At 61.9% G+C, this 22,893-nt stretch carries 21 protein-coding genes; 3 read left to right on the top strand and 18 right to left on the bottom strand.

The window, feature by feature from the left end:
• Window positions 1-2 precede the first annotated feature (2 nt).
• From QFZ88_RS19115 to QFZ88_RS19105, 3 genes are all read right to left on the bottom strand, one after another.
• Window positions 3-1,100, bottom strand: a complete 1,098-nt coding sequence (locus tag QFZ88_RS19115) for a putative B6 ABC transporter permease subunit 2 (RefSeq protein WP_024924964.1) — start codon at window positions 1,098-1,100, stop codon at window positions 3-5.
• Window positions 1,097-2,665, bottom strand: coding sequence for a putative B6 ABC transporter ATP-binding protein (locus tag QFZ88_RS19110; protein WP_024924965.1), 1,569 nt, complete (start codon window positions 2,663-2,665; stop codon window positions 1,097-1,099). Before QFZ88_RS19110 ends, QFZ88_RS19115 begins: the two co-directional genes overlap by 4 nt.
• Before the next feature lie 78 nt (window positions 2,666-2,743).
• Entirely contained in the window at window positions 2,744-3,772 is a 1,029-nt protein-coding gene (locus QFZ88_RS19105) for a putative B6 ABC transporter substrate-binding protein (protein ID WP_024924966.1), read from the bottom strand.
• Between the two features lie 97 nt (window positions 3,773-3,869).
• On the opposite strand from QFZ88_RS19105, the gene QFZ88_RS19100 reads away from it, so the two are divergent.
• A complete protein-coding gene (locus tag QFZ88_RS19100) occupies window positions 3,870-4,295 on the top strand; it encodes a hypothetical protein (protein ID WP_024924967.1) in 426 nt (141 codons plus the stop codon).
• A 34-nt stretch (window positions 4,296-4,329) separates the two neighbouring features.
• On the opposite strand, the gene QFZ88_RS19095 is transcribed toward QFZ88_RS19100, so the two are convergent.
• From QFZ88_RS19095 to QFZ88_RS19050, 10 genes are all read right to left on the bottom strand, one after another.
• Complete coding sequence (locus QFZ88_RS19095; RefSeq protein ID WP_024924968.1) at window positions 4,330-5,340, bottom strand: ABC transporter substrate-binding protein; 1,011 nt, start codon at window positions 5,338-5,340, stop codon at window positions 4,330-4,332.
• Between the two features lie 36 nt (window positions 5,341-5,376).
• Window positions 5,377-6,192 carry an ABC transporter permease gene (locus tag QFZ88_RS19090; protein WP_024924969.1) on the bottom strand — a complete coding sequence of 272 codons (816 nt, stop codon included), beginning with the start codon at window positions 6,190-6,192 and terminating at the stop codon, window positions 5,377-5,379.
• Window positions 6,189-7,019, bottom strand: a complete 831-nt coding sequence (locus tag QFZ88_RS19085; RefSeq protein WP_024924970.1) for an ABC transporter ATP-binding protein — start codon at window positions 7,017-7,019, stop codon at window positions 6,189-6,191. The genes QFZ88_RS19090 and QFZ88_RS19085 overlap by 4 nt, the downstream gene beginning before the upstream one ends.
• 73 nt (window positions 7,020-7,092) lie before the next feature.
• Complete coding sequence (fhmpcd1, locus tag QFZ88_RS19080) at window positions 7,093-8,022, bottom strand: 5-formyl-3-hydroxy-2-methylpyridine 4-carboxylate 5-dehydrogenase (RefSeq protein WP_024924971.1); 930 nt, start codon at window positions 8,020-8,022, stop codon at window positions 7,093-7,095.
• On the bottom strand, window positions 8,022-9,656 hold the full coding sequence (locus QFZ88_RS19075) for a GMC family oxidoreductase (RefSeq protein ID WP_024924972.1): 1,635 nt from the start codon (window positions 9,654-9,656) through the stop codon (window positions 8,022-8,024). Before QFZ88_RS19075 ends, fhmpcd1 begins: the two co-directional genes overlap by 1 nt.
• A 110-nt stretch (window positions 9,657-9,766) precedes the next feature.
• Window positions 9,767-10,489: a class II aldolase/adducin family protein gene (locus tag QFZ88_RS19070; RefSeq protein WP_024924973.1), complete on the bottom strand. Its 723-nt coding sequence runs from the start codon at window positions 10,487-10,489 to the stop codon at window positions 9,767-9,769.
• Between the two features lie 72 nt (window positions 10,490-10,561).
• Window positions 10,562-11,017, bottom strand: coding sequence for a YbhB/YbcL family Raf kinase inhibitor-like protein (locus QFZ88_RS19065; protein ID WP_024924974.1), 456 nt, complete (start codon window positions 11,015-11,017; stop codon window positions 10,562-10,564).
• A 31-nt stretch (window positions 11,018-11,048) separates the two neighbouring features.
• Window positions 11,049-11,639 carry an amino acid synthesis family protein gene (locus QFZ88_RS19060; RefSeq protein WP_024924975.1) on the bottom strand — a complete coding sequence of 197 codons (591 nt, stop codon included), beginning with the start codon at window positions 11,637-11,639 and terminating at the stop codon, window positions 11,049-11,051.
• A gap of 66 nt (window positions 11,640-11,705) precedes the next feature.
• Window positions 11,706-12,845, bottom strand: coding sequence for an FAD-dependent oxidoreductase (locus tag QFZ88_RS19055; RefSeq protein WP_024924976.1), 1,140 nt, complete (start codon window positions 12,843-12,845; stop codon window positions 11,706-11,708).
• Between the two features lie 44 nt (window positions 12,846-12,889).
• Entirely contained in the window at window positions 12,890-13,726 is an 837-nt protein-coding gene (locus QFZ88_RS19050) for an alpha/beta fold hydrolase (protein ID WP_024924977.1), read from the bottom strand.
• Between the two features lie 181 nt (window positions 13,727-13,907).
• On the opposite strand from QFZ88_RS19050, the gene QFZ88_RS19045 reads away from it, so the two are divergent.
• Window positions 13,908-14,579 carry a GntR family transcriptional regulator gene (locus QFZ88_RS19045; RefSeq protein ID WP_024924978.1) on the top strand — a complete coding sequence of 224 codons (672 nt, stop codon included), beginning with the start codon at window positions 13,908-13,910 and terminating at the stop codon, window positions 14,577-14,579.
• A 158-nt stretch (window positions 14,580-14,737) separates the two neighbouring features.
• The gene (locus QFZ88_RS19040) at window positions 14,738-16,297 is read left to right on the top strand and encodes a GMC family oxidoreductase (RefSeq protein ID WP_024924979.1); all 1,560 of its coding nucleotides are present in this window, start codon (window positions 14,738-14,740) and stop codon (window positions 16,295-16,297) included.
• Window positions 16,298-16,571: 274 nt separating this feature from the next.
• On the opposite strand, the gene QFZ88_RS19035 is transcribed toward QFZ88_RS19040, so the two are convergent.
• From QFZ88_RS19035 to QFZ88_RS19015, 5 genes are read right to left on the bottom strand one after another with little or no spacing between them, the layout of a single operon-like run.
• Window positions 16,572-18,065: a fumarate hydratase gene (locus QFZ88_RS19035; protein WP_036254121.1), complete on the bottom strand. Its 1,494-nt coding sequence runs from the start codon at window positions 18,063-18,065 to the stop codon at window positions 16,572-16,574.
• On the bottom strand, window positions 18,062-18,970 hold the full coding sequence (locus tag QFZ88_RS19030) for an HpcH/HpaI aldolase/citrate lyase family protein (RefSeq protein ID WP_024924982.1): 909 nt from the start codon (window positions 18,968-18,970) through the stop codon (window positions 18,062-18,064). Before QFZ88_RS19030 ends, QFZ88_RS19035 begins: the two co-directional genes overlap by 4 nt.
• The gene (locus QFZ88_RS19025; RefSeq protein ID WP_024924983.1) at window positions 18,967-20,106 is read right to left on the bottom strand and encodes a CaiB/BaiF CoA transferase family protein; all 1,140 of its coding nucleotides are present in this window, start codon (window positions 20,104-20,106) and stop codon (window positions 18,967-18,969) included. Before QFZ88_RS19025 ends, QFZ88_RS19030 begins: the two co-directional genes overlap by 4 nt.
• Window positions 20,106-21,368, bottom strand: coding sequence for a methylaspartate ammonia-lyase (locus QFZ88_RS19020; protein WP_024924984.1), 1,263 nt, complete (start codon window positions 21,366-21,368; stop codon window positions 20,106-20,108). The genes QFZ88_RS19025 and QFZ88_RS19020 overlap by 1 nt, the downstream gene beginning before the upstream one ends.
• A complete protein-coding gene (locus QFZ88_RS19015) occupies window positions 21,365-22,816 on the bottom strand; it encodes an amidase (protein ID WP_024924985.1) in 1,452 nt (483 codons plus the stop codon). The genes QFZ88_RS19020 and QFZ88_RS19015 overlap by 4 nt, the downstream gene beginning before the upstream one ends.
• Between the last annotated feature and the right edge of the window lie 77 nt (window positions 22,817-22,893).

Raw genomic sequence — 22,893 nt, 5'->3', positions numbered from 1 at the left:
CTTCAGGCCTTTCTCGACTGGTTGTAGCGGTGGTCGACATATTCGGCGAGTGCGAGCACGATCAGCACGATGGAGACCAGCACGAGCGTGAAATGATTGGGCACGCCAAGGCGCCGCGCCGCGCTCTCGCCGCCGATCGACAGCACCGAAAGCAGGAACACGAAGCCAATTGCGGCGAAGCCGTTCATGCGGGCGAGGAACACGGCGGGGATGACCGCCAGCCCATAGGCGGGGTTCCAGTCGGCGCGGACATTGCCCTGCACGCCGATGATGTCGACAGCGCCGGCAAGGCCCGCGAGCCCGGCTGAAATGGCGAAGACGGCGATGGTCAGGCCGGGCACGGCCAAGCCGGCATGGATAGCCGCGCGCGGATTGGCTCCGACGATCCTCAATTTCAGTCCGAATGCCGTCCTGGTCATCACAAGATGCACGATGATGATCGCCGCCAGACCGAACAGCAGTCCGCTGGTGACGGTCGTATCGAGCAGGCGCGGCAGCCTGTCTTCCACCGGCAAGGTGCGAGTCTGCGGCACGGTCGTGCCGGGATCGCGGAACACCAGCTTGACCAGCACATTGGCGAGCGAGGTGCCGAGGAACGTCATCATCAGCGTGGTGATGATCTCGTTGACGCCCTGATAGGCGCGCAGCAGCGCCGGCACCAGCGACCAGATCATGGCGGCAACCGTGGCGACGACGAATGCGCAGAACAATGCCAGCCAGGCCGGCATGATCTGCACGAACACGGGGGCACAAGCCGCCGCCGTGACCGCGCCGAGCAGGAACTGGCCGTCGCCACCGAGGTTCCACATGCCAGCGCGAAAAGCCACGATCAGGCCGGCGGCAAGGAACAGAAGCGGCGCCATGCGCGTCAGCGTTTGCTGGATGCCGAGCGGCGAGAACAGCCCTTTCTCCAGCACGTAGCCATAATAGGCGAGTGGATCGACGCCGACGGCAAGCAGGATGCAGCCGGCGATGACGAGAGCGGCGAGGATCGGGCCAAGTGTCATGACCAGCCTGCGCAGGATGTCGCGGCGCGTGGCGACGCTGCTGGCGGCATCGAGTGCGGTGGCGCTGACGGTGGGGGCGGTGTCGATGCTCATGCGGCTAGTCCGATCATCAGGCGGCCGACCTTGGTACGGGCATCGTCGGCATTCGCGACCGTGCCGACCAGCGATCCGTTGGCCATGACGGCGATGCGGTTGCACATGCTGAGCAACTCCTCGAGATCGGTGGAGATCAGCAGCACGGCGATACCGCGCGCGGCGGTCTCGCGGATGCGTTGCCGCGATGCCAGCGTGTTGGCGAGGTCGAGCCCGTAGGTGGGCTTATTGAAGATCACCACCTTCGCGCCTTCGGCCAGTTCACGGGCCAAAAGTACCTTCTGGATGTTGCCTCCCGAGAGCCGCGCAACGGGCGTCTTCAGGCTTGGCGTGCGCACATCGTATTCGCGCGTGAGCTCAGCGGCGCGCCTGTCGATCTCGGCGCGCTGTTCGACGCCGTTGCGCCAGAACGGCGCTGCGCCGACCTGCTTGAGGAAGAAGTTGATCGAGACCGGGAAAGTGCCGACCGTGCCTTCGCCCAGCCGATCGTCCGTCAGGTAGCGAAGACCGAGCTGGCTGCGTTCGCCGACGCTCAGCGCCTCGATCGCGATCCCCTCGAGCCGTACCGAACCGCTGTTCGCCGCGCGCTGGCCAGACAATGCCTCCGCCAGTTGTTTCTGGCCGTTGCCATCGATGCCGGCGATACCAAGTATCTCGCCCGGACGAATGTCGAAGGAGATCGACGACAGGCTGGGCGCGTTGTCGGTGGAAGCTACCTCCAGATCGGTGACCTGAAGCAGTGGAGCGGCTTCGGCGTGGACGACGTGAACGGGAAGCTCGGCCGCTTCCGGATCGTCCTTTTGCTTGCCGAACATCAACTCCACGATCTCGGAGATGATCTCCTGTTCGCCGAGCGCGCGAAAACGCTCGGGTGGAATCTCACCGACCTTGCGGCCGAGCTTCAGCACCGAGATGCGGTCACCGAAAGCGGCCGCTTCCTTGAGCTTGTGGGTGATGAAGACGATCGCCAGACCTTGCCCAACGAGGCGGCGCATCAGCGCGCCAAGTTCGTCAATGCCCTTCGGCGTCAGCATCGAGGTGGATTCGTCGAGGATCAGCACCCGGCTGTTGCGCACCATGGCGCGCAGGATCTCGACCTGCTGCTGCTCGCCGAGCGAAAGCTCCGAAACCTTGGCATGCAACTTCACCACGATGCCGAGGCTTTCGGTGATCTCGGCGACGCGTGCCTCAAGCTCCTCGGTCCTGGGGCGCTGCCACCAGGGGCCGCCGAGCAACAGGTTTTCAGCCACGGTCAGCGTCGGCACCAGCATCATGTGCTGGAAGACCGTTCCGATACCGAGCGCCAGTGCCCGGCGCGGCGAGGTGATCGGCGTCGGCTTGCCGTCAACCAGAATGCGTCCTTCATCCGGCTGCTGCAGGCCGGACAGCATGCCGATCAAGGTGGATTTTCCCGCCCCGTTCTCGCCGAGTAGCACATGCACTTCGCCCGGCCGGATCGACAGGTCGATGCTGTCATTGGCAACGATGCCGGGAAAGCGTTTGGTCACGCCTTCGAGTGCGACGATGTCGCGCCTGTCAACGGGCGATGAAGAAGGATTGCTCATGAAAGCCCAGCACTGAAAAAGGGGAAGCGTCCGAAGGGGCGACCCGACCGCCCCTTCGGCAACTGACTTTTGATCGCCTTACTTGGCGACGCTTGTCATCAACGCCCTGACGGCGGCCGCGTCATAGACCGGCTCGACCTTGATCTTGCCGGAGATGACGTCCTCGCGCACCGCCTGGATCTCGGACCAGACCTTGTCCGGGATGGCGGCCGTCTTCAGCAGTTTCACGGAATCGTCCTTGAGGCCGATGCCGTAATGCTTGGTGCCGAAAGTGTCGGCCTTGAGATCGGCGATCATCGCGGCGTAGACCGGCTCGATGTTCCACACCACCGACGACAGCAGGAAGCCCTTGTCGATCGGCGACTTGTCACCGATGACGTCGATGAAATAGACCTTGCCGCCATCCGCGGCCTTGGTCGTCTCGACCGCCTGCAGCATGCCGAAACTCGAACCGTTGCCCTGGCCGAAAATGATATCGGCGCCCGAGGCGATGACGCTTTCGGCGACGCGCTTGCCGCCTGCCGCATCGCTGTAGGCGGCTGGCCCGATCACCGCATAGGTGATCTTGACGTCCTTGCTCTCCGCCTTCACGCCCTGCGCGAAAGCCGCCGACTGCGAGTTCCATGACGGAGGTTCGCCGGAGACCACGATGCCGACCGACTTCGAGCGCGACATCTTGGCGGCGAGACGACCGGCGAGATAGGCACCTTCGTGACCGCTCAGCGTGTAGTCGGCGACGAGGCCTTTCTCCAACCCGTTCGGCGTGTCCACGATCGCCACCGGAACCTTCGTTTCCTTGGCGATTTCAGGCGCCGAGGTGTTGTAGCCGCTGGCGTGCGCGATCAGCAGGCTGGCGCCGTCGGAAGCGAGTTCCCGCAGCGTCGGACGAACGTCGCCATAGCCGAGGCCCTGGGCGACGACCACTTCGATGCCGGCTGCCTTGCCGGCCGCCTTGGCAGCGTCGATGCCTTGCTGGTTCCAGCCATAGTCCGTGCCTTCTTCAGGCGTCAGGATGGCGATCGACTTGACTTCTCCGGCGAACGCGCCGCCGAGCAAGACGCCGCTCAGTATAATTGCACTTACACTGCTTTTAAGGAGCTTTATCATGTTACCCTCTTTTGTTGATTTTCGATCATTATTCTTATTGTTATTGCGCGTTTGCGAGATAGACTGCCTGATCAAATAAGTATGGAGCTCAGGCAAAGTGAAAATCGGTTATGTCCTCCCGGTGGTTTTGGCGTTTACATCGCTCGCCAATGCGGTTGAGTTGCACCAGGTGATCGTCCGCATCGGCACCGATGGGCTCGACATGGTGCCGTTAACGATTTCGAACTCCGGCAAGGACGGCCTGTCCTGCAATGCCGACTTCGCCCACTGGTATTCGGGCGGGGTCGCGACGGTCGAACCGGGCAAGAGCGCCCACGTCGAACTCTGGTTCGATCCTAAGACCGGCACCTTCACCATCCTCAATGACAAGCGCGAAAACCTGCCGGTCGAGCGCCTCTGGTGTGGGCTGTCGGGCCGCGCATACGCGACCCGCGTGCAAATCGCGCTTGACCGCACTGATGTAGCCAAGGGCATGCGCGCCGTGTCCTGCGGCATGGAGCAGGGCAGCCTGGCGTGCCGGTAGGCGCTCATCGATCCACGCCCCTTGAGCACCGCGCCTATTCCTTGGCCAGGAATTTGTCGGTGAAGACATCGTCCGCCGACAGCGCTGTCTTGAGCACGCCCTGATCGGTGAGCGTCTTCAGGGTTTCCTCCCATTGCGCCTTCGCCATCCAGCCGAGACCGTGTTCCTTGGTTTCGGGGCTGGTGAACGTCGAGGCGATGTCGGCGTTGATCTGTGCCAGCAGCACGGCCTTCTTGTCCGCGTAGCCGGGTGCCGCCTTGGCCGTGATCTCGGCGGCCTCTTCCGGATGGGCAACGACATAGTCGAAGGCTTCCCGGTAGGCCTTGACGAAGCGGCGCACGACATCGGGCTTGTCCTTGATCATCTTCTCCGAGGTGAACAGGCCGGAGCCGTAAGCCTTCCAGCCATGGTCGGCGCCCATCATGATGCTGAGCGAACCCGGACCGCCTGCCTTGGCTTCCAGTTCGGGAACCTCCGCATCGACATAGCCGACCACAGTCTGGACCCGCCCCAGGAGCAGGTAGCTTTCATAGGGCGGCGACACGCTGTTCAGCGTCATGTCCTTCTCGGTCAGACCGTTGGCGGCCAGAAAGCCCTTGAAGAAGATGTAGGTCGACCCGGCTGGATGAATGCCGATGGTGAGGCCCTTGAGATCGGCCGGCTTGGTGAGCTTCACCGTCTTGGCGAGCGAGATGATCGCCAGCGGCGAATGCTGGTTGACGGCTGCCACCGCCACGACCGGGACATTCTGCGACCGGGCGACGGTGAGCGTGGGAAGATCGCCGAAGCCGAAATCCGCGTTCTCATTGCCGACCAGCCGCATGGCGTCTGGCGAACCAGAACCCTTGCGGATATCGGCCAGGTCGATGTCGTTCTTGGCGAAGAAGCCTTTTTCCTTGCCCACGAAGAACATGGCGTGGTTGCCGCGCACCACCCAGTCGAGCTGGACATTGACCTTGTCCGCCGCCTGCGCCGCGCCGGAGAAGCCAAGCGCACCGGCAAACGCCACAAGCGTGGCTGCTTTGATAAAAGAGCGTCTTAGCATTGTTCGATCCTTCCCTGACTTTGACTGCCCAGAAACCTAGGCGTGGCTGAATTTGGGTGCCCATGGCACCACGATGCGTTCGAGAATCTCGGCCGCGTAATAGAAGGCGATGCCGAGCACGGAGACGAGCAGCAGCGCCGCGAAGACCAATGGGGTGTCGAGCTGGGTCGAGGCGAACTGGATGACGTAGCCCAGCCCATCCGAGGCGCCGGCGAATTCACCGACGATGGCGCCGATGACGCTCAGCGTGGCCGCGATCTTGGTTCCCGCCATCAGGTTCGGCAGCGAGTGTGGAACCCGGATCTTGAACAGGATCTGCGTGCGGCTAGCGCCAACCGAATTCATCAACGACAGCAGCGAGCGGTCCACCGACTGCAAGCCCGCCAGCATCGACAACGTCACCGGGAAGAAGGCGATGACCAGGATCAGGCCGATCTTGGGTGCGAGCCCATAGCCGAACCACAGAATGAAGATCGGTGCCAGCGCCACCTTGGGCACGTTCTGGAACAGCACCACCAGGGGATAGAGCGCCCGGCCGAGCCAGTCGAAACGCACGATGACGAGCGCAATGGCAACGCCGACGACGACCGAGACAACAAAGCCGAGCAGGATCTCGGCCGCCGTCACCAGCGTGGCCTGCATCAGCGTTCCCCATTGCGCGACCAGCGATTGTGCGATCTGCGATGGGGCCGGAATGATGAAGGTCGATATGGCAAAGATCCGCACCGCGGCTTCCCAGGCCACGATCGTGACTAACAGCAGAATGACCGACGGCAGCCAGCTGCTTGTCGCGGCGGCGAAACTGGAGGTCAGCCGAGGCTCGGAAACACTGCTGATGGGTTGCTCGCTCACGACGCGTCTCCCGGTTGATGGCTGGCGCGCAGCATCGTGCGAAGCTGGACCACCAACCTGACGAATTCCGGGTCTTCCGTTACCGCCAGGTCGCGCGGATAGGGCAGGCCGATATCGATGCTGCCGGTGATCCGACCGGGCTTGATGCCCAGGGCGTGCACATGGCGCGAGAGGTGAATGGCCTCGTCGATCGAATGGGTCACGAGCACGATCGTCTTGCCGGTGCGCTGCCAGATCTCCAGCAGCGACTGGCCCATCGAGTCGCGGGTGATGGCGTCGAGCGCGCCGAAGGGCTCGTCCATCAAAAGCACGGCTGGGTCGAGCGCCAGGGCCCGAGCGATGGCCACCCGCTGCCGCATGCCACCCGACAATTCGTTCGGACGCTTGTGGGCGGAATCGCCAAGCCCCACCAGTTCCAGCATCTCCTGGCCGCGTGCCCGAAGCTCGGCGCGCGAAAGCGATTTGTCGGCGATGCCGAGCAGCATGGACGCATTGTCGACGGCGTTCTTCCACGGCAACAGGTTGGCGTCCTGGAAGACAACGCCGATCATGCGCTTGCGCGCCGCCTCGACCGGCGAAAGCCCGGCGATCGAAACGCTACCGCTTGTCGGCTCCACCAGCCCGGCCAGCACCTTGAGCAAGGTGCTCTTGCCGCAACCGGAAGGGCCGATCAGCGAGACGAACGATCCCTTCGGCACCGAAAGATCGATGTTCTGGAGCACCAGCTGCCGGGCGTAGACCACGGACACGCCCTTGACGGCGATAAGGTCGTCATGGCGGAAGTGAGCCGGCCTGTCGCCGGCGGCCCGGATCGTGTCAATGCGCATGGCTTGTACCTCCTCGCGCCGCCGCGTGATCCCCGATCCTGCCTGTTCCCTGCTGCGTGTTGTGAGCCATCGGCTACTCCCGGCCTTCCAGGATGCGCCGCACCGCGACGAGCTTGCGCGCCCGGTCGGCTTGCAGGGCCTTTGTCTGCTCTGGCGTGTAGGAGAACATGCCTTCGCCCGACTTGATGCCGAGCTTCGAAGCGCCGGTTTTCTCCAGCACCATCGGCGCCACGTCGTCGCGATTGGAAAGGTCGGCGTTCAGGAAGGACGAGACGGATTTGTAGATATCCAGCCCCGCCATATCGAGCAGCGCCATCGGACCGACGACGGCGATCTTGTAGCCGATGCCCCAGGAGACGCAGGTGTCGAGATCTTCCGGTTCGATGACGCCGCGTTCGACGAGGTCGACCGCCTCGCGCAACAGCGCGTAGAGTACGCGGTTCTCGACGAAGCCCGGAACGTCTTTCTTCACCACCACCGGCAGCAGGCCGATCGAGCGGATCAGGTCGCGGATCGTCGCCACGGTCTGCGGCGCCGTCTTCTCGCCGGCGATGACCTCGATCATCGGGATGATGTGCGGCGGGTTCGACCAATGCATCCCCACCATGCGCTCTGGATGCGAGATATGCGCCTGTAGTTGGGTGATCGGAATGCCCGAGGTGTCCGATGCAACGATCGTGTCCGATGCGATCAGGCCGTCGATGGCGCGATAGACATCGGCCTTGACCACAATGTTTTCGGGAACGTTTTCGATGATAAGGTCGGCGCCTGAGACTGCCTCGCCGAGATCGTCGGTGAACCGAACCGTTCCAACGCCTGCCGGCGGCGGCGCGATGCCCAGGGCGTCGAGAACGCCCTCCGCAGTGCCCAGCATGGCGCGTGCGCGCTCGATCGCTGCCGGGGCCACATCATAGGCGGTCACCTGAAGGTCGCCTCTGGCGAGCCGGGCGGCCATGCCTGGTCCCATAGTACCCAGACCGATGATGGCGATACGCTGGATCATCACGCTGCCCTGCTTTCCGTTGTTGCTTTTGATGCCGCGATGAGGTCCGCGGCTTTCTCGGCAATCATGATGACCGCCGCATTGATGTTTCCGCAGACCAGGTCGGGCATGACGGAGGCGTCCACCACGCGAAGGCCGCTGACGCCGCGAAGACGCAGTTCGGGGTCGACCACCGAGGCTGCGTCGGCGCCCATCCGGCAAGTGCCGGCCGGATGATGCACGGTGATGGAGGTCTTGCGGATGTGCTCGTCGATCTCGTCGTCGCTCTGGCACTTGGGACCGGGGAAGAACTCCGCCTCGATGAAGGGCTGCATGGAGGGCTGGGCCGCAAGGTCCCTTGCCACCCGGAAGCCGGCGCGCAGCGATTGCCAGTCCTTCGGCGAGGCGAGGAAGTTCTGGTGGATCAGCGGCGCGGCGGAAGGGTCGGCCGAGGCCAGCTTCACCGTCCCCCGGCTCTCTGGCTGCGTCGCCACGATCCGCGTCGCGAAACCATCGGCGAACGGCGCTTTGAACGGCTTGAAATACGGCCAAGCGGCGAGCGGAGCCGCCGTGAACAGCAGTTGGACGTCCGGCAGCGGCCGCTCGGGACCGCTTTTCAGGAATGCAACGACCCCGCCGGGCACATCTGCCGAAAAGCCTTGGCCGGTGAGATAGGTCTTGGCGAAATCCAGCCCGATCCGGTCCGCGCGCATGTTGCGCAGGAACGGACCCGGTGTCTTGCGCCGGTACATCAGAATGACCGAGACGTGATCCTGCAGGTTCTTGCCGACTGCCGGCAGATTGACCCGTGTCTGGATACCATGCGCCGCCAGCTCGTCCGGTGCCCCGATGCCAGACAGCATCAACAGTTGCGGCGTGTTGATCACGCCGCCCGAGAGCAGGACTTCCCTGCGGGCGACGACCGTCCGTTCGCGGCCCTGATGATTGATCGTCACCCCGGCGGCACGCGTGCCTTCGAGGACGATCTTCGTCGCCATCGCTCCGGTCAGCACGGTCAGATTCGGCCGCTTCATGGCCGGCCTCAGATAGGCGGAAGCAGTCGAGCTGCGTCGACCTTTCGAGATGGTCATCTGGAGGCGGCCGAAACCTTCCTGCCGCTCGCCATTGTAGTCGTCGGTCTGGGCATAGCCTGCCTGCACACTGGCTTGCGCAAAGGCGTCGATCAGCGTGTCCTTGTAGCGGCAGAACTGGGTGTTGAGCGGGCCTGAGCCACCACGAAAGCGGTCCTCGCCACCTTCCCAACGTTCCTGCTTCCGGAAATATGGCAGGACTTTATCGTATGACCAGTCGCTGAGCCCGCTAGAAGCCCATCGGTCGTAGTCGCCTCTATTGCCACGCACATAGGCCATGGCGTTGGTCGACGACGACCCGCCAATGACCTTGCCGCGCGCGCACTCAACCCTGCGTCCGCCGACATTGTCCTCCGGTTCGCAGAAATACATCCAGTCATGGCGGCGCTCGGTCAAGATCTTGCCCCATCCAAGCGGGATGTGGATCATCGGGTCGCGATCCCAGCCGCCGGCCTCGAGCAGCAACACCGAACATCGCGGGTCGGTGCTCAACCGGTCGGCGAGCACGCAACCGGCCGATCCGGCCCCAACGATAACGTAATCGTAGCTTTCCGCGTGCGGCATGGTTTCATTGCCTTCGCCCGACGCCATGGCGTCAGAGAATTATTGAGGTTGGGCTGGAAGCCTTGGCAGAGACCAAGCTTTTCCAGGTAGTGCTCAAAAGCCCGTGGACGCTAGCCCAGGCCCGCTTGCCTGAGGCGCTCCGACCAGTGATCCCATCCTCGATCGATCTGGGCGCCGACCAGGTTTCCCGCTGCCTTGATCTCGCCCGGCGACAGATACTTGATCGTGCCGATCCGCAGGCCGGCGGTCTGTGCCGCGGCCTCTTGCTCGAGATAGAAAGCCCGGAACACCACCTGCCGGACAGAAGTGCCGACATTGACGACGCCGTGCCGCGCCATCAGGACCACGGGCCGGTCGCTGAGGCTTTCGGCGATATCCCGGCAGACGCTCGGGCTGCCCCCGAAAAGATCCGTGGCGTCACCTTGCTTGTCGCGAATTTCGTAGACCGGAACTCTCTCGCCGAGAAATGCACCCATATGGGTCACCGGACGCAGCGGCTGATCCGTGAAGCAATAGGGCAAGACGGCCGGGGAATGGCTGTGGAGCACGCACTGAACGTCCGGCCGCGCCTTGTAGATCTCGCTGTGGATATAGCGCTCCAGATAGGACGGCCGATTGTCCGAGGTCTCGCCGTCGAGATTGAAACGCTGGATGTCGGCTGTCGTTATCAGGCTCGGAGCAAGTTTCTGAGCTAGGAAGAAACTTTCAGGATCCTCTGGGTCACGGGCACTGATGTGCCCGAACGTGTCCAGAATGCCTTCGTTCAACAGGATCTTCGTCGCTGTAACCAGTTCCTCGAAAACCTTCCGGCGAGCGGGACTGCTGTCTTTCATATCCAAATTCTCCCATTAAGCGGCGGTCTCGATCTTTCTTCTTGTTTTTGACCGCCGAGACCGCGCCGTTCATTAATTTTGGTAGATGCCGACGATCCGGTTTTGCTCGATGATGTTTCCGGCATATTTCTGGAGGAATTCCTCCCGGCTGGGCATCCCTTCGACCTTCGTGTCCAGGGCATAGACCCAGAAGTAGTAATGGTGCGGGCCATGGCCAGCGGGCGGCTGCGGCCCGTAGTAGAACGCGTTGCCGGCGCCGTTGGGTGCCACACGGAACTTTTCCTGCACGTTCGAAAGATCGGTGGTCGACGGATCGATGCCGTAGACGACCCAATGCGTGAAACCGTTGGGCAAGGGGGCGTCCGGATCGTGGCAGATGACCGCAAGTTCTTTCGCGCCCGCCGGGACGCCGCTGACGGTCAGCCTCGGCAACACGTTGCCCTTGTCGCCGGCATGCTCGTCGCGCAATTTCCCGAGTGGCTGGAAATCCGCCGAGGTAATCTTGAGGTCCTTGATGTTCAGGGGCATAAAAATTGTCCTTTAAGCAATATCGATCGAGCTAGACGGCGGTCTCGAGGTCGGCGACGGTTTTGCCCCCGACACGCTGATGCACGCGCGGACCCGATGCGACGGCGACGCAGATCAGAAGCTCATCGGGGCGCGGACCATCCGGCACCGAAAAGGTGACGGCGTCGTAGTGGGAGCGGATGTAGAGCTCATCCTTGTGGGCGAGCGGAATATCGATGGCCGTGCCGGCGGAACCGACCTTGCTGACCGACGATATCCAGGCTTCGCCGCCGCCGACCTGCTCGCGCAGGGGATTTCCGAACACTGTGGTGATGCACGCCACGACGTGTTCCTGCTCACCCGCCGTGCCTGCGATACCGCCCTTGCCATAGCTCTCGACCTTGCGGCCGCCGAGCAACGCGGCCGCTCGTTCGCCGAGCGCATGGCCGATGACGGGGCTCGGGTCCGTCAGATCGGACAACTGAGCAACAAATTTGCCGGCAAAAGGATTGCGGATGACAACCCCCACCACGGCCTTGACGAGAACATCGCCCGGCTCTCCGCCGTCATGCCGGATCTCGTGGACGGTGGAATACCAGCCCCGCACCTCGTAGTGTTTTTCAACTTCTACCGAATAGTTCATTTCCATCTCCTGGGGAGAGCGCAGTTTCCGCCGCGCCAAGTCATTTGTTGATCAGCCTGTCAGGTCCTACTGCGGCCACGAATAGACGCGGCGCAGCGGGTCGTAGCGGGCTGCTTCCAGGGCTGCCGGCGTGAACATGTTCCCCTTCGAGAGCGAGCGGTTCGCCGCATAGTCGCCTGAAAGGGCCTGGCAGCGATCGGTGGTCGGGCGAATGCGTTTCTCCCAATCGAGGAGCGCGTCTTCGACGGAGGAGCCTGTCTCCAGGTCTTGCGACAAGCTGAAGGCATTGACCATCGCGCAACCGGCGCCCTGGGCAAGAGCCGGGCACATTGCATGCGCGGCGTCTCCCACAAGAGCGACCTTGCCTCTTGTCCAGCTGTCCAGCTTGGTGGTCTCGTATTTGTCGTAGCGGGCGGTTTTCAGCTTCGCCGCCTCGATCAGGCACGGCTCCAGGAAGGGGAACATCTCAACCCAGACTTCGAGGTCGATCGGGACCGCTGATCCGCGCGGATCGGCGGCCGGAGCCATGAGGCCCAGATAGAGCTCGTTCTCATTGCAGGGCGAGTAGAGGATACGTTGGACGCGCGGCCAGAAATTCCACATGTCGATGGTGTTGTCCCATTCGCCATGACCGAGTTCCTTCTTCTTGCGAGGAACAATCAGTCGGATCAGACCGTCTTTCGAAACCCATCGATCCTGCTTGAAGCCGATGGAGTCCCGGACCTTGGAGCCAACGCCGTCGGCGCCGACGATCAGGTCTGCTTCGAGAACTTCGCCGGTCTGAAGGGTCAGGCGGCCTTGCGGATCGGCGGCGACCGCTTCGGAGTTGGCTCGTATGTCGACACCCACGGCGCGGGCGCGCTTGACCAACGCATCATGCAAATGGCTCCGGGTCATGATGCGCCAGGGAAGACCGTTGAACGTCTCCTTGGAAACCGACTTGTTGTGCATCCAGGTTTCGTAGGTCGGCGGTGTGTGCGAGCCCTGGAGAACATCATCCAGGGCGCCCAGTCCCTCGAGTACGCGAAGGCCATTGTGCCAGAGATAGATGCCCGCGCCGAAGGCCCTGAGTTCCGAGCTCTTTTCGTGCAGCCTGACATCCCAGCCGTTCTGCCTCAGAGCGATGGCAGCCGTCAGGCCGGCAAAGCCGCCGCCGGCGACCTCGGCACGACGAGCCTTTCCCGGAGTTTTGTTTACATTGGCCATTTTCTATCCTGATCCTGCGTACAAGAAGACGGCTTATTCGGCCGTCAGGCATCGATGAAATTGGTGATGGCTTTCAGGGTGATCTCGGGAGACACCTCATTGACGTAGTGGTCGGCGCCCGGGACGACGACGACCGGCAGATCGGGCCGCAGCCGACTTGTCTTCGCCAGCGCGGCCGCCGACACCAGCTTGCTGAGTTCGCCACGAACGATAAGGACAGGCTTTTTCACTTCCCGATAGGCCGGAGTCAGGTCTGCCCGCAGGCCCTTGGCGGTCTGAGCCATGGCCGGGGGCGACGCCAATGGGCGCAATCCGCCATCGACCGCATGATAGCCGCTTTTGGCCCTAATCTTGATCGCCTCGACGGGGACGTTCGGGTAGCGACCGGCAAGATAAGCTTCGACGGCAGCGACATCTTTGAAAAGCTGGTTTCCGGCGTTCACCCGGGCTTCCAACGCATCCAGTGCCTCGGTCTCGATATAGGGCGTGAAATCGATTGCGATGACCGACCGCACCAGATCGGGATATCTCGCTGCGGCCGTGACGGAATTTCTCGCGCCGAGCGAATGACCGACGAGGATGGCAGGACCCCGGTCGAGCGTGCGGATCAGGCTGGCGATATCGTCCGCGTAGTCATTGGCCTCGTAGCCGCTTTCCGGCTTGTCGCTGAGGCCGTGCCCCCTCTGGTCAACCGCCATGGTCGTGAAGCGATCCGAGAGCCGCGCCATCAGGGGCGTGAAAACGGCGGAGTTGGACGTGATGCCATGGAAGAACAGCAGCGACGGGCCGCTGCCTGTCTCGCGTACATTCAAAACGATGCGACCCGTATCGATACGTCGCAAGCCTGGCTGGTCGGAAGGTGTGTCTGCCGCCATGTTTATAACCCTTTTTGTTGCGGCCCGTCTCAGGCAAGAGGATCATATTAGCAAAGACCCGTCAACAAGATTGTCTGACATTCTTGCAATCTTGAGAATTGACAATCTGACCGCTCCTGCTGTCCAATATTGATGGCGTCGCATATGATGCGCCGGACTGTGACCTGGAGCCGATGAGTCGTAACCAATGCCGCCAGATCTGAATTTGCGGATTTCGCCACGAACGGTTCAGCAGGAGACCGTCGACAAGTTGCGGCTCGCCATCCTGTCCGGTCTGTTCCAGCCGGGAAGCCGCCTTGTCGAAAGCCAGCTGTGCGCGCAGCTCGGCATCAGCCGCCCCTCGCTAAGAGAGGCATTGCGGAGTCTCGAGGCCGAACGCCTGATTGAGATCGTACCCAATCGCGGGCCGTCGGTGCCAGCGCTTTCGTGGGAAGAGGCAACCGCCATCTACGAGGTTCGAGAGCTTTTGGAAGTCGAGGCGGCGGGACGATGCGCGTCACGAATTCCAGCGGAACAGCTGCGTGAACTCGAGAAGTCCCTTTCCGCATTCGAGGAGGCGGCAGCCAGCCATGACAGCCTGGCGCAGGTTGCGACCGCCGCGGACTTCTATTCGATCATACTGGCGAACTGCGGCAATCCCATCCTAGAGGAAGTCCATCGTGGCCTGGTGGCCAGGATCAGCTTCTTCCGGGGACGGTCGATGTCCCTTGAGGGCAGAGCACAAAGCAGCCTGGCGGAGATGAGGGAGATATATGAATCCATCGCCGCCGGCGATGAGAAGGCCGCTCGCAAAGCTTCGAAGAAACACCTTCTGAAGGCAAAGGCGGCGGCAAAGATATCCATGGATAGTGCGGGCTGAGTTTTACCGGAAGGTGGCACTGCCGTCTGAAGTCTCGAAATCCTTCCTGACGTCGCGGATTGCGTATCCGCTCAACAGAGATCGGCGCGCCGGGGGCTTGCCGTGGCGATGCCGGACATGCCGGCTATCGGAGCCAGCACGCGCAATAGGGAGTGGCAATGACCAACGCGGCTGTTGAGCGCAAACTGTATGCCGATGTCGTCATCGTCGGTGGCGGCTCGGCCGGCGCGTTGTTGGCCGCGCGCTTGAGTGAGGAGCCTGCCCGTCGTGTCCTGCTGATCGAAGCCGGCGAAGAAGCGAAGGACCCGGATATCTGGAACCCTGCCGCTTGGCCGGCGCTTCAGGGCCGCAGCTATGATTGGGATTATCGCACGGAGCCGCAAGCCGGGACTGCGGGCCGGGTACATCATTGGGCGCGCGGGCGGTTGGTCGGCGGCTCGAGCTGCCTGCACGCGATGGGCTATATGCGTGGCCATCCTTCGGATTTTCAGACATGGGTCGACGCGACTGGCGATCGCCGGTGGAGTTGGGACGGACTGCTGTCCGCCTTCCAAGCCGTCGAAGATCACCCTCGCGGAGGCAACGGCCTTTACGGCAAGGGCGGGCCGATGCCCGTACATTTGCCGACGAACGAGATAAGCTCGGTCGCGCGCGCGTTCATCGAAGCCGGCGCTTCACTCGGCCTGCCGCGCCTTGAAGGCCACAACAGCGGACAGATGATTGGCGTCACGCCGAACTCGCTGAACATTCACGACGGGAAGCGGGTAACCGTGGCCGATGCCTGGCTCACGCCGGCTGTTCGAAGCCGCGAAAACCTGACCATCCTGACGGGATCGCTGGTGCGGCGGCTTACCCTGGACGGCAATCAGGTGCGTAGCCTCGAAGTCGTGGGGCGGCAGGGTAGCCCTTTCGAAGTCTCTGCGGATCAGGTGGTGCTGTGCGCCGGGGCGCTGGAAAGTCCGGCCTTGCTGATGCGCTCGGGCATCGGCCCGCACGACATACTCCAGGCCGCCGGCGTTGATTGCTTGATCGACATGCCGGAAATCGGTCGCAACCTTCAGGACCATCTTTTGGGCGCCGGAAATCTCTATGCCGCCCGCAAGCCTGTCCCGCCATCGCGACTGCAACATTCCGAATCGATGGCCTATATGCGCGCCGGCAATTTCACCGCCGGCGGGCAGCCCGAAATCGTCGTCGGTTGCGGCGTTGCGCCGATCGTATCCGAACGCTTCCAGGCGCCTGCCGCCGGCACAGCCTACTCACTGCTGTTCGGCATCACCCATCCGACCAGCCGCGGCAGCCTGCGCATCAGTGGGCCGGAACTCGGCGACCGGTTGATCATCGACCCAGCGTATCTGCAAACTGACCGGGATCGGGCATTGTTTCGCCAGGCTCTAGAAGCGGCAAGAGAGATCGGCCATCGGGACGAACTCGCCGAATGGCGCGAGCACGAACTTCTGCCGACGTCCCTGAACGACGAAGCCGAGATCGACAATTTTATAGCGCGGGCGGTGATCACCCATCATCATCCCTGCGGCACCTTGAGGATGGGCAAGGATACCGATGCCGTCGTCGACGCGGACCTGCTGCTCAAAGCGCTCGACAATCTTTTTGTCGTCGATGCTTCAGTGATGCCCGGTCTCACTGCGGGGCCGATCCACGCCGCCGTTCTGGCAATCGCCGAGACCTTCGCCCGGACGATGAACGCAGGAGGGTGATACGAGGGTGTCTCTCGACTGTCAGGCTGACAGTCTCTGCTGCATGGAAAGACGCTGAAGTCACAGACATCCAGTTTTCGGGCGATCTTTCGGCAACGCTACTCGATCGTCGCTTCGTCAGAGTGCTCAGTGTGCTCGTACAACAATTGTTCAGCCTGCACGCAGAGGAGATTACCTGCCAAGCAGAGGCCCAATTTTTCTATGCTTGCCCAGAGGTCGGCGCTGCGAACCAGCCAAATCAGCGATACGCTCCGACGACTGTCTTGAAACGAACCTACGACCGGCGCCACTTTGCCGGACCCGTATCATGGATGGATCGACCGCTGGCATCGACAGCGACGATGACCGGCATATCCTTTACTTCGAATTCGTGGATCGCCTCCATCCCCAGGTCTTCGAATGCCACGACCCTTGCGGAACGAATGGATTTCGAGATCAGGTAGGCCGCACCGCCGACAGCGATCAACGAGGCGGCGCCATTCTTCTGGATCGCCTCTATGGCACCGGGTCCACGCTCTCCCTTGCCGATCGTAGCGAAAGCCCCGCCCGCACCGAGGACCGTACCCATGAACGGGTCCATCCGGTTTGCGGTCGTCGGCCCGGCCGGGCCTATGATCTCGTCTCCTGCGGCGTCCACCGGTCCGACGTAGTAGATCACCCGCCCTGCAAGTGGAACCGGAAGCGGGTCTCCAGAACTGAGAAGTCTGGTAATCCGGTGGTGGGCGGCATCACGGGCAGTCAGCAGCTTTCCTGAAAACAGCAGGGTTTGGCCTGCGCGCCACGACTGCACGTCTTCGCGGGAGAGTGTGTCCAGGTCGACCTGTCGAGAAACAATCCCGGTTTGGTCGAGGACGACCTGCGGCCAGTCATCCGCGCATGGTGCTTCAAGCTCCGCGGGTCCAGATCCGTCCAGAACAAAATGAACATGTCTGTGCGCCGCGCAGTTGGGAATCAGCGCGATGGGGAGGGAAGCAGCATGAGTGGGCTGCGTAAGGATTTTGACGTCCAGTACCGTGGTATTTCCACCAAGACCCTGAGCCCCGATACCGAGAGCGTTCACGCGGTTATATATTTCAAGGCGCATCTCATCGAGCCGATCCGCAGCTCCCCTTGCCACGAGCTCATGCATGTCAAGTGGGCTGAGCAGCGCCTTTTTCGCCATGAGCATGGCGCGTTCGACGTTGCCGCCTATGCCAATTCCGAGCACGCCTGGCGGACACCAGCCAGCTCCCATGTGCGAAACTTGATCCACTATCCAGGAAATAACGTCATCACGCGGCAGCAGCACGGCGAACTTTGTCTTGTTCTCAGAGCCGGCCCCCTTCGCCACGGCAAAAACCTCAACCGTGTCGCCGGGAACCAGCTCCACGTGAACAATTGCAGGCGTGTTGTCGTGCGTGTTGCTTCTGCCGAAGAGCGGATCATCGACTATGGAAGAACGCAACGGATTTGCATCGTCGCAATAGGCAGCCCGTACACCGTCGTTGATGATGTCTTCGAGCGCGCGGGTTGTATCGATGCGGACATTCATGCCGACGCGCAAGAAGACGCTGGCAACACCCGTATCCTGGCAAATGGGCCTCCGGCCTAGGAGTGCCATTCGAGAATTGACCAGGATTTGGCCCATCGCACTCTTGGCGAGTGGACTTTCTTCACGCTCCCATGCCGCGGCGAGATGACGGACGAAATCCCTTGGATGGGCAAACGAGATCAGTTGGAAGGCATCCCTGATACTCTGGCGGAGGTCGTTTTCGCGAATGACGATCATCTGCCTGTTCCGCAAAGCGCGCGACTTTGTGTAGACCCTGCCAATTCCAGAATTCGAAAGGCGCGAGCAGCGACGGGCCAGTCGATCATGGTGCCGTTGTAGGCTACGGCGCCATGGCCGTTCCGATTCCCAGTTTCGAAATGGCGTATTATGTTTCTTGCGTGCTCAACTTCCTCCTCACTTGGAGCAAAAACTTCGTTGAGGACCGCGGCCTGGGCCGGATGTATGCAAAACGCACCTGTCATTCCCCACGACCGTGCCGCCATCGCACCAGCGCGGAACACTTGAAGATCGCCAAACTGCGTGATGCTGGCCCCGAGCCCAAGCGGCTGGCAACCAGCTTCAGCCGCAGCAACAATCAGCATATGCTTGTAGGTCGCCAGGGTGCTGGACTCGACTGAACAGCCAAGTGCCAGCGCCAAATCCTCATCACCGAATGCAATGGCCGCCACGCGGGCTGCTGCGGCGATCTCCCGCAAGCGGAACAGGCCGCCGGGTGTTTCAACCAAGGGTACGAGAACGGTAGCACCGCTGGCACGGCCGCACCCCTTTTCCGCTTTGCCGAGCAAATCGGAAAAACGGTTGAGGCTGTCAGCATCTTCCGCCTTGGGAACGACGATACCGTTTGCACCGGCCTGGATCGCCGCCATCACATCTGCTTCACACCGATCCGGGAGGTTGTTTATTCGAACGAGCAGGTCGCAATCATGCCATTCGTTCCGGGCGAGCGCGGCAGCGAACCCATCGCGCGCTGTGCTTTTTTGAGCTTCGGGAACGCTGTCTTCGAGATCGACAACGACAGCATCGGCACCTCTCTTTGCCGCGCCGGCAAGCAGGCGAGCCTGGTTGCCCGGCACGAACAACAGCGACCGCCATGCGCGGCGCACTTGCACATTCCCTGTCATGCGCTCAACGCCGTCGCGAACTCGCGTCGCACCGCCGCCGTATGTTCGCCGAGTGGCGGGACCGGACGGGCATGGAACGCGATGGCGTCCTCGATGGCAGCCGGCGCTATGACGCGGATTTCGCCAGTCTCCGTAGCCACCTCGACAAACCGCAGGTGGGGATGGGCAGACGCCTCGTGAAGATCGTTCAATCGGCCATAGGCAATGCCTGTGTCTTCAAGGCGCTGAACGGCCACATCAACATCGAGCAGCGAGAAGCGCTCCGCAATCAGTTGGTCGAGTTCAGGGCGATTGGCTACCCTGCTGCTGTTATCTCTGAACCGGGGATCGCGCGCGAGGTCCGGCAGTTCCAGGAATTGCTCACACAGCAGTCGCCATTCCCGCTCGTTCTGAATGGAGAAGATGACTTGGGAGCCGTCGCTGCAGGCGAATGCTCCGTAAGGTGCGATGCTTGGATGAGCGACACCGCTCCGCGAGCTCACCTGGCCGCCATAGAGGTACTGCAATATTGGAACATTCATCCAGTCGGCAATGCTATCGAACAGCGACACCTGGATCGAACGCCCCCTGCCGGTACGGTTCCGGGCAACCAGCGCCTGGAGGATTGCCGCATGGGCTGTCATTCCGGCAGATATATCACAAACCGATACCCCCACGCGGGCCGGCCCCGCGACGGTTCCGGTTATGGCGCATAGGCCGCTCTCTGCCTGTACGATAAGGTCGTAGGCCTTGAGGCCGGCGCGTGGCCCTTCGGTGCCAAATCCGGTAATATCGCAGGTAATCAAGCGGGGGTTCTCGGCGCGGAGCGAAGCGGAACGAAGACCAAGTTTATCGAGCGCACCGGGCTTGAGGTTCTGGATGAAGACATCCGCCGACAGGATCATCGTCTTCAGCAGCGCCGCGTCGGCCGGGGACTTCAGGTCAAGACAGACCGATTCCTTGCCCCTGTTGAGCCAGATGAAGTATGCGCTTTGCCCTTCGACCAATCGATCGTAGTGGCGAGCAAAGTCGCCGCCATCCGGCCGCTCGATCTTTATGACCCGTGCGCCGGCATCCGCGAGGCGACATGTCGCATAAGGTGCCGCGACCGCCTGTTCGATCGCTACGACAGTCAAGCCTTTGAGATCATCCTGCATCAGTGATCCTGCCCTCTAACGTTAGCTGCCTCTTTCCGTGTCAGTTCAGCGAGAAGGCGCGATTGTTCGTTGCCGACGATCGAGATCGCCTCGTCGACACCCATGCCTGGCTTGGCAAGGATCATGTCGGCGCCGGTCGCTACTGCGATGTGGACTGCTATGCGGGCCGAAAGATCGGTTTCGACGCAGCTTCCTCCCAGATAGGCGCCGATGCCGTGGCGCTTGCAAAGCAGCACGGCCTCTGCGCTGTCGGCGATACTGCCCACATCCGGCATCTTGATCTGGATGAGGTGAGCGGCACCGGCCGAAGTGAAGGCTCTGACGTCATCGAGCGTATTGCACCATTCGTCGGCGACGATCTTCGCTCGACATCCTTTTCGAGCAAGCGCTTCCATAATCATGATGAAGCCGTCGATCTGACCTTGGCGGCTGCCGAAGTCGGCAGGGCTTTCAATTTGGAGATCGAAGGGCGCCGCGCGCTCCGCGGCTTGCGCCATGAAATCCGCGATCCGATCGACATCGAGCCCGAGCCCGAGCCCCACCCATCCGTAGACGTCGAAATGGAGTACCGGCTTGTACGCAGGTTGGCCGAGCCGCTCGACGCGTCGCGCGACCCAGTCCACATATTCAAGGAACACTTCTCCCCGCTCGCCAAACTTGGAGCGGGAATTGATAAGGCCATGCGGCAGAATATCGACTGATTTCAGGATCATCTTGTCGACGTTGTTGCGCCGATCGTCGCCGCTTTGTGCGTAAATCGGGACCCGCCTCGCGACGACTGGACAGGAGAATTCCGCCGCCACGACTTCGGCCATCGTCACCTTGCGCGCCGCTGCAGCAGCAGCCAACAGCGCCTGGCTTGCGCCATATTCGATCGAAAGTGGCAGGCGCTTTCCGCCGGGAAGAGCGGCCAAAACGACCCGGCAGGCAGCCCGAAAGTCCGTGACGTCCAAACCGTTCAGCCGCGGAAGTAGAACCTCTTCACACAATCGTTGGGCGGTGACGGGATCGAACAACGGGTCGCGCCCGCCTGCTCCGGCGTACTGAACGCTCATCATGTCGCCCCAAGCCGTCGTGCCCTGGCCGAGTACAAGCCCTATGCCAAGCGAGGTGCCAGGCTTGCGGACAGTGTCGAACCCCGGGGTGATCGGCGCGCCAAGGTAGACGAAGCCGTCTGTGTCACGACCCGCGCGGATGGCGGCCTGGTCATCGTAGAAGAATGCGCCCATGCCTGGCGCGAAGATAACGTCCTTGACTATCATGCGTGTTGCCTATTTTCGATCTGATCCTGTCGTGTGCTCGTCCGTGGCGGATCCGAGAAGAGGTCGGGTACATCGAGGTGCCAGTCCGTGAGGGTCTGGAACAGCATGCCGATTTCGATGAGACGAGCCTCCGAGAACGGACGGCCGACGATCTGCATTCCAACGGGCATTCCATTGCGGTCGCGCCCACACGGCACTGTCAAAGCAGGCACGCCGAGATAATTGAGCCAGCGGGTCCATCGGGTCATACGGCCGACGAGATCAGGCATTGCGCCCAGCAATTCCTCGTCGGTTTCCTCGACAGTCGGAACGGCAACCCCGACAGTCGGCACAATCAAGGCATCGACCTTCGCAAGCGTCTCCTCGACAAATCGCTGGAGCCACAATTCCCGCTGCGACAGAGCGTCAATGTAGGTCGCGGCGGACACGAAGTAGCCAGGTTCGATCCTCCGGCGAATATGGGGCGTATAGTCAGCGCCGCGCTCCGAGAGGCGCCCGCGATGGACGGCGGCGGACTCGGCCTTCTGGATAACGTCTGCGAGCTTGTGCAAATGACTGACATCGGTAAGTTCGACATCGTCGATCGCAACGCCAGCTCGTTCGAGATCGAGCGTGGCGCCCGTGAGCGCGATCAGCACGTCGCTATCTACATCGCTGACATCCTTCGGAAAACCAAGCCGAAGTTTGCCCGGGTCGGCCGCGCGGCCATCAAAAACACCATTGCCCGCGAATGCGCCCGAAAGCGCAGTGGGATCGCGGAGATCGCGACCTGAAGCGGCCGCCATCAGTATTCCGCAGTCCTCGGCGCTGCGGGCTAGTGTCCCGACGCAATCAAGTGATGGTGAAAGCAACATCGCACCGGCACGGCTGAGCTGTGCCTGTGTAGGCTTTAGCCCCGTAATGCCATTGACCGATGCCGGGATGCGCACCGAACCACCGGTGTCAGATCCGAGTGACGCCGGCACGATACCGGCACCCACTGCGGCTCCAGATCCTGCCGATGAGCCTCCGCTGATCCGCTCGGGATCGCGCGCGTTGCGGCAGTGTCGAAAGGGAGTGTTGTGTCCGGTGGGACCAAGTGCGAACTCGGCCATCGAGAGAAACCCGACCGTAACCGTTCCCGCCGCTTCAAGGCGATCAACTACGGTCGCCGCGGTTTTGGCCGGGACCTCTTGTGGTATGCGAGATCCATAAGAGGAACGATGCCCCGGATAGTCGAACATGTCTTTGTGAGCGAGAGGCACCCCGCAAAGAGGCTTTGTCGCTTTCTCCTCGCTGGCATTGTCGATCTGCCTGGCGAGCAGGGCCGCGGACTCAGGGTAAGTCGCACGGAAAGCATTCAAACGAGGCTGCCATTTATCAGCGGCGCCGAGTGCACGGCCGACGGCTTCTTCCGAAGAAATCCTGCGTGTCTTGATGGCGTATGAAAGTTCCGCGAGCGTCTTCATTGACCGACCTTGGAAGCGTAAAACGTCATTGCGCGCAGAAAGGACGAAGGTTCGGCATGAGGGGGAAGCGGCGTTCT

The organism is Mesorhizobium sp. YL-MeA3-2017 (assembly GCF_030814575.1).
In the GTDB taxonomy this organism is placed as follows: domain Bacteria; phylum Pseudomonadota; class Alphaproteobacteria; order Rhizobiales; family Rhizobiaceae; genus Mesorhizobium; species Mesorhizobium terrae.
The sequence above is the reverse complement of the archived record's forward strand: the minus strand, read 5'-3'. Positions and strand labels throughout refer to the sequence as shown.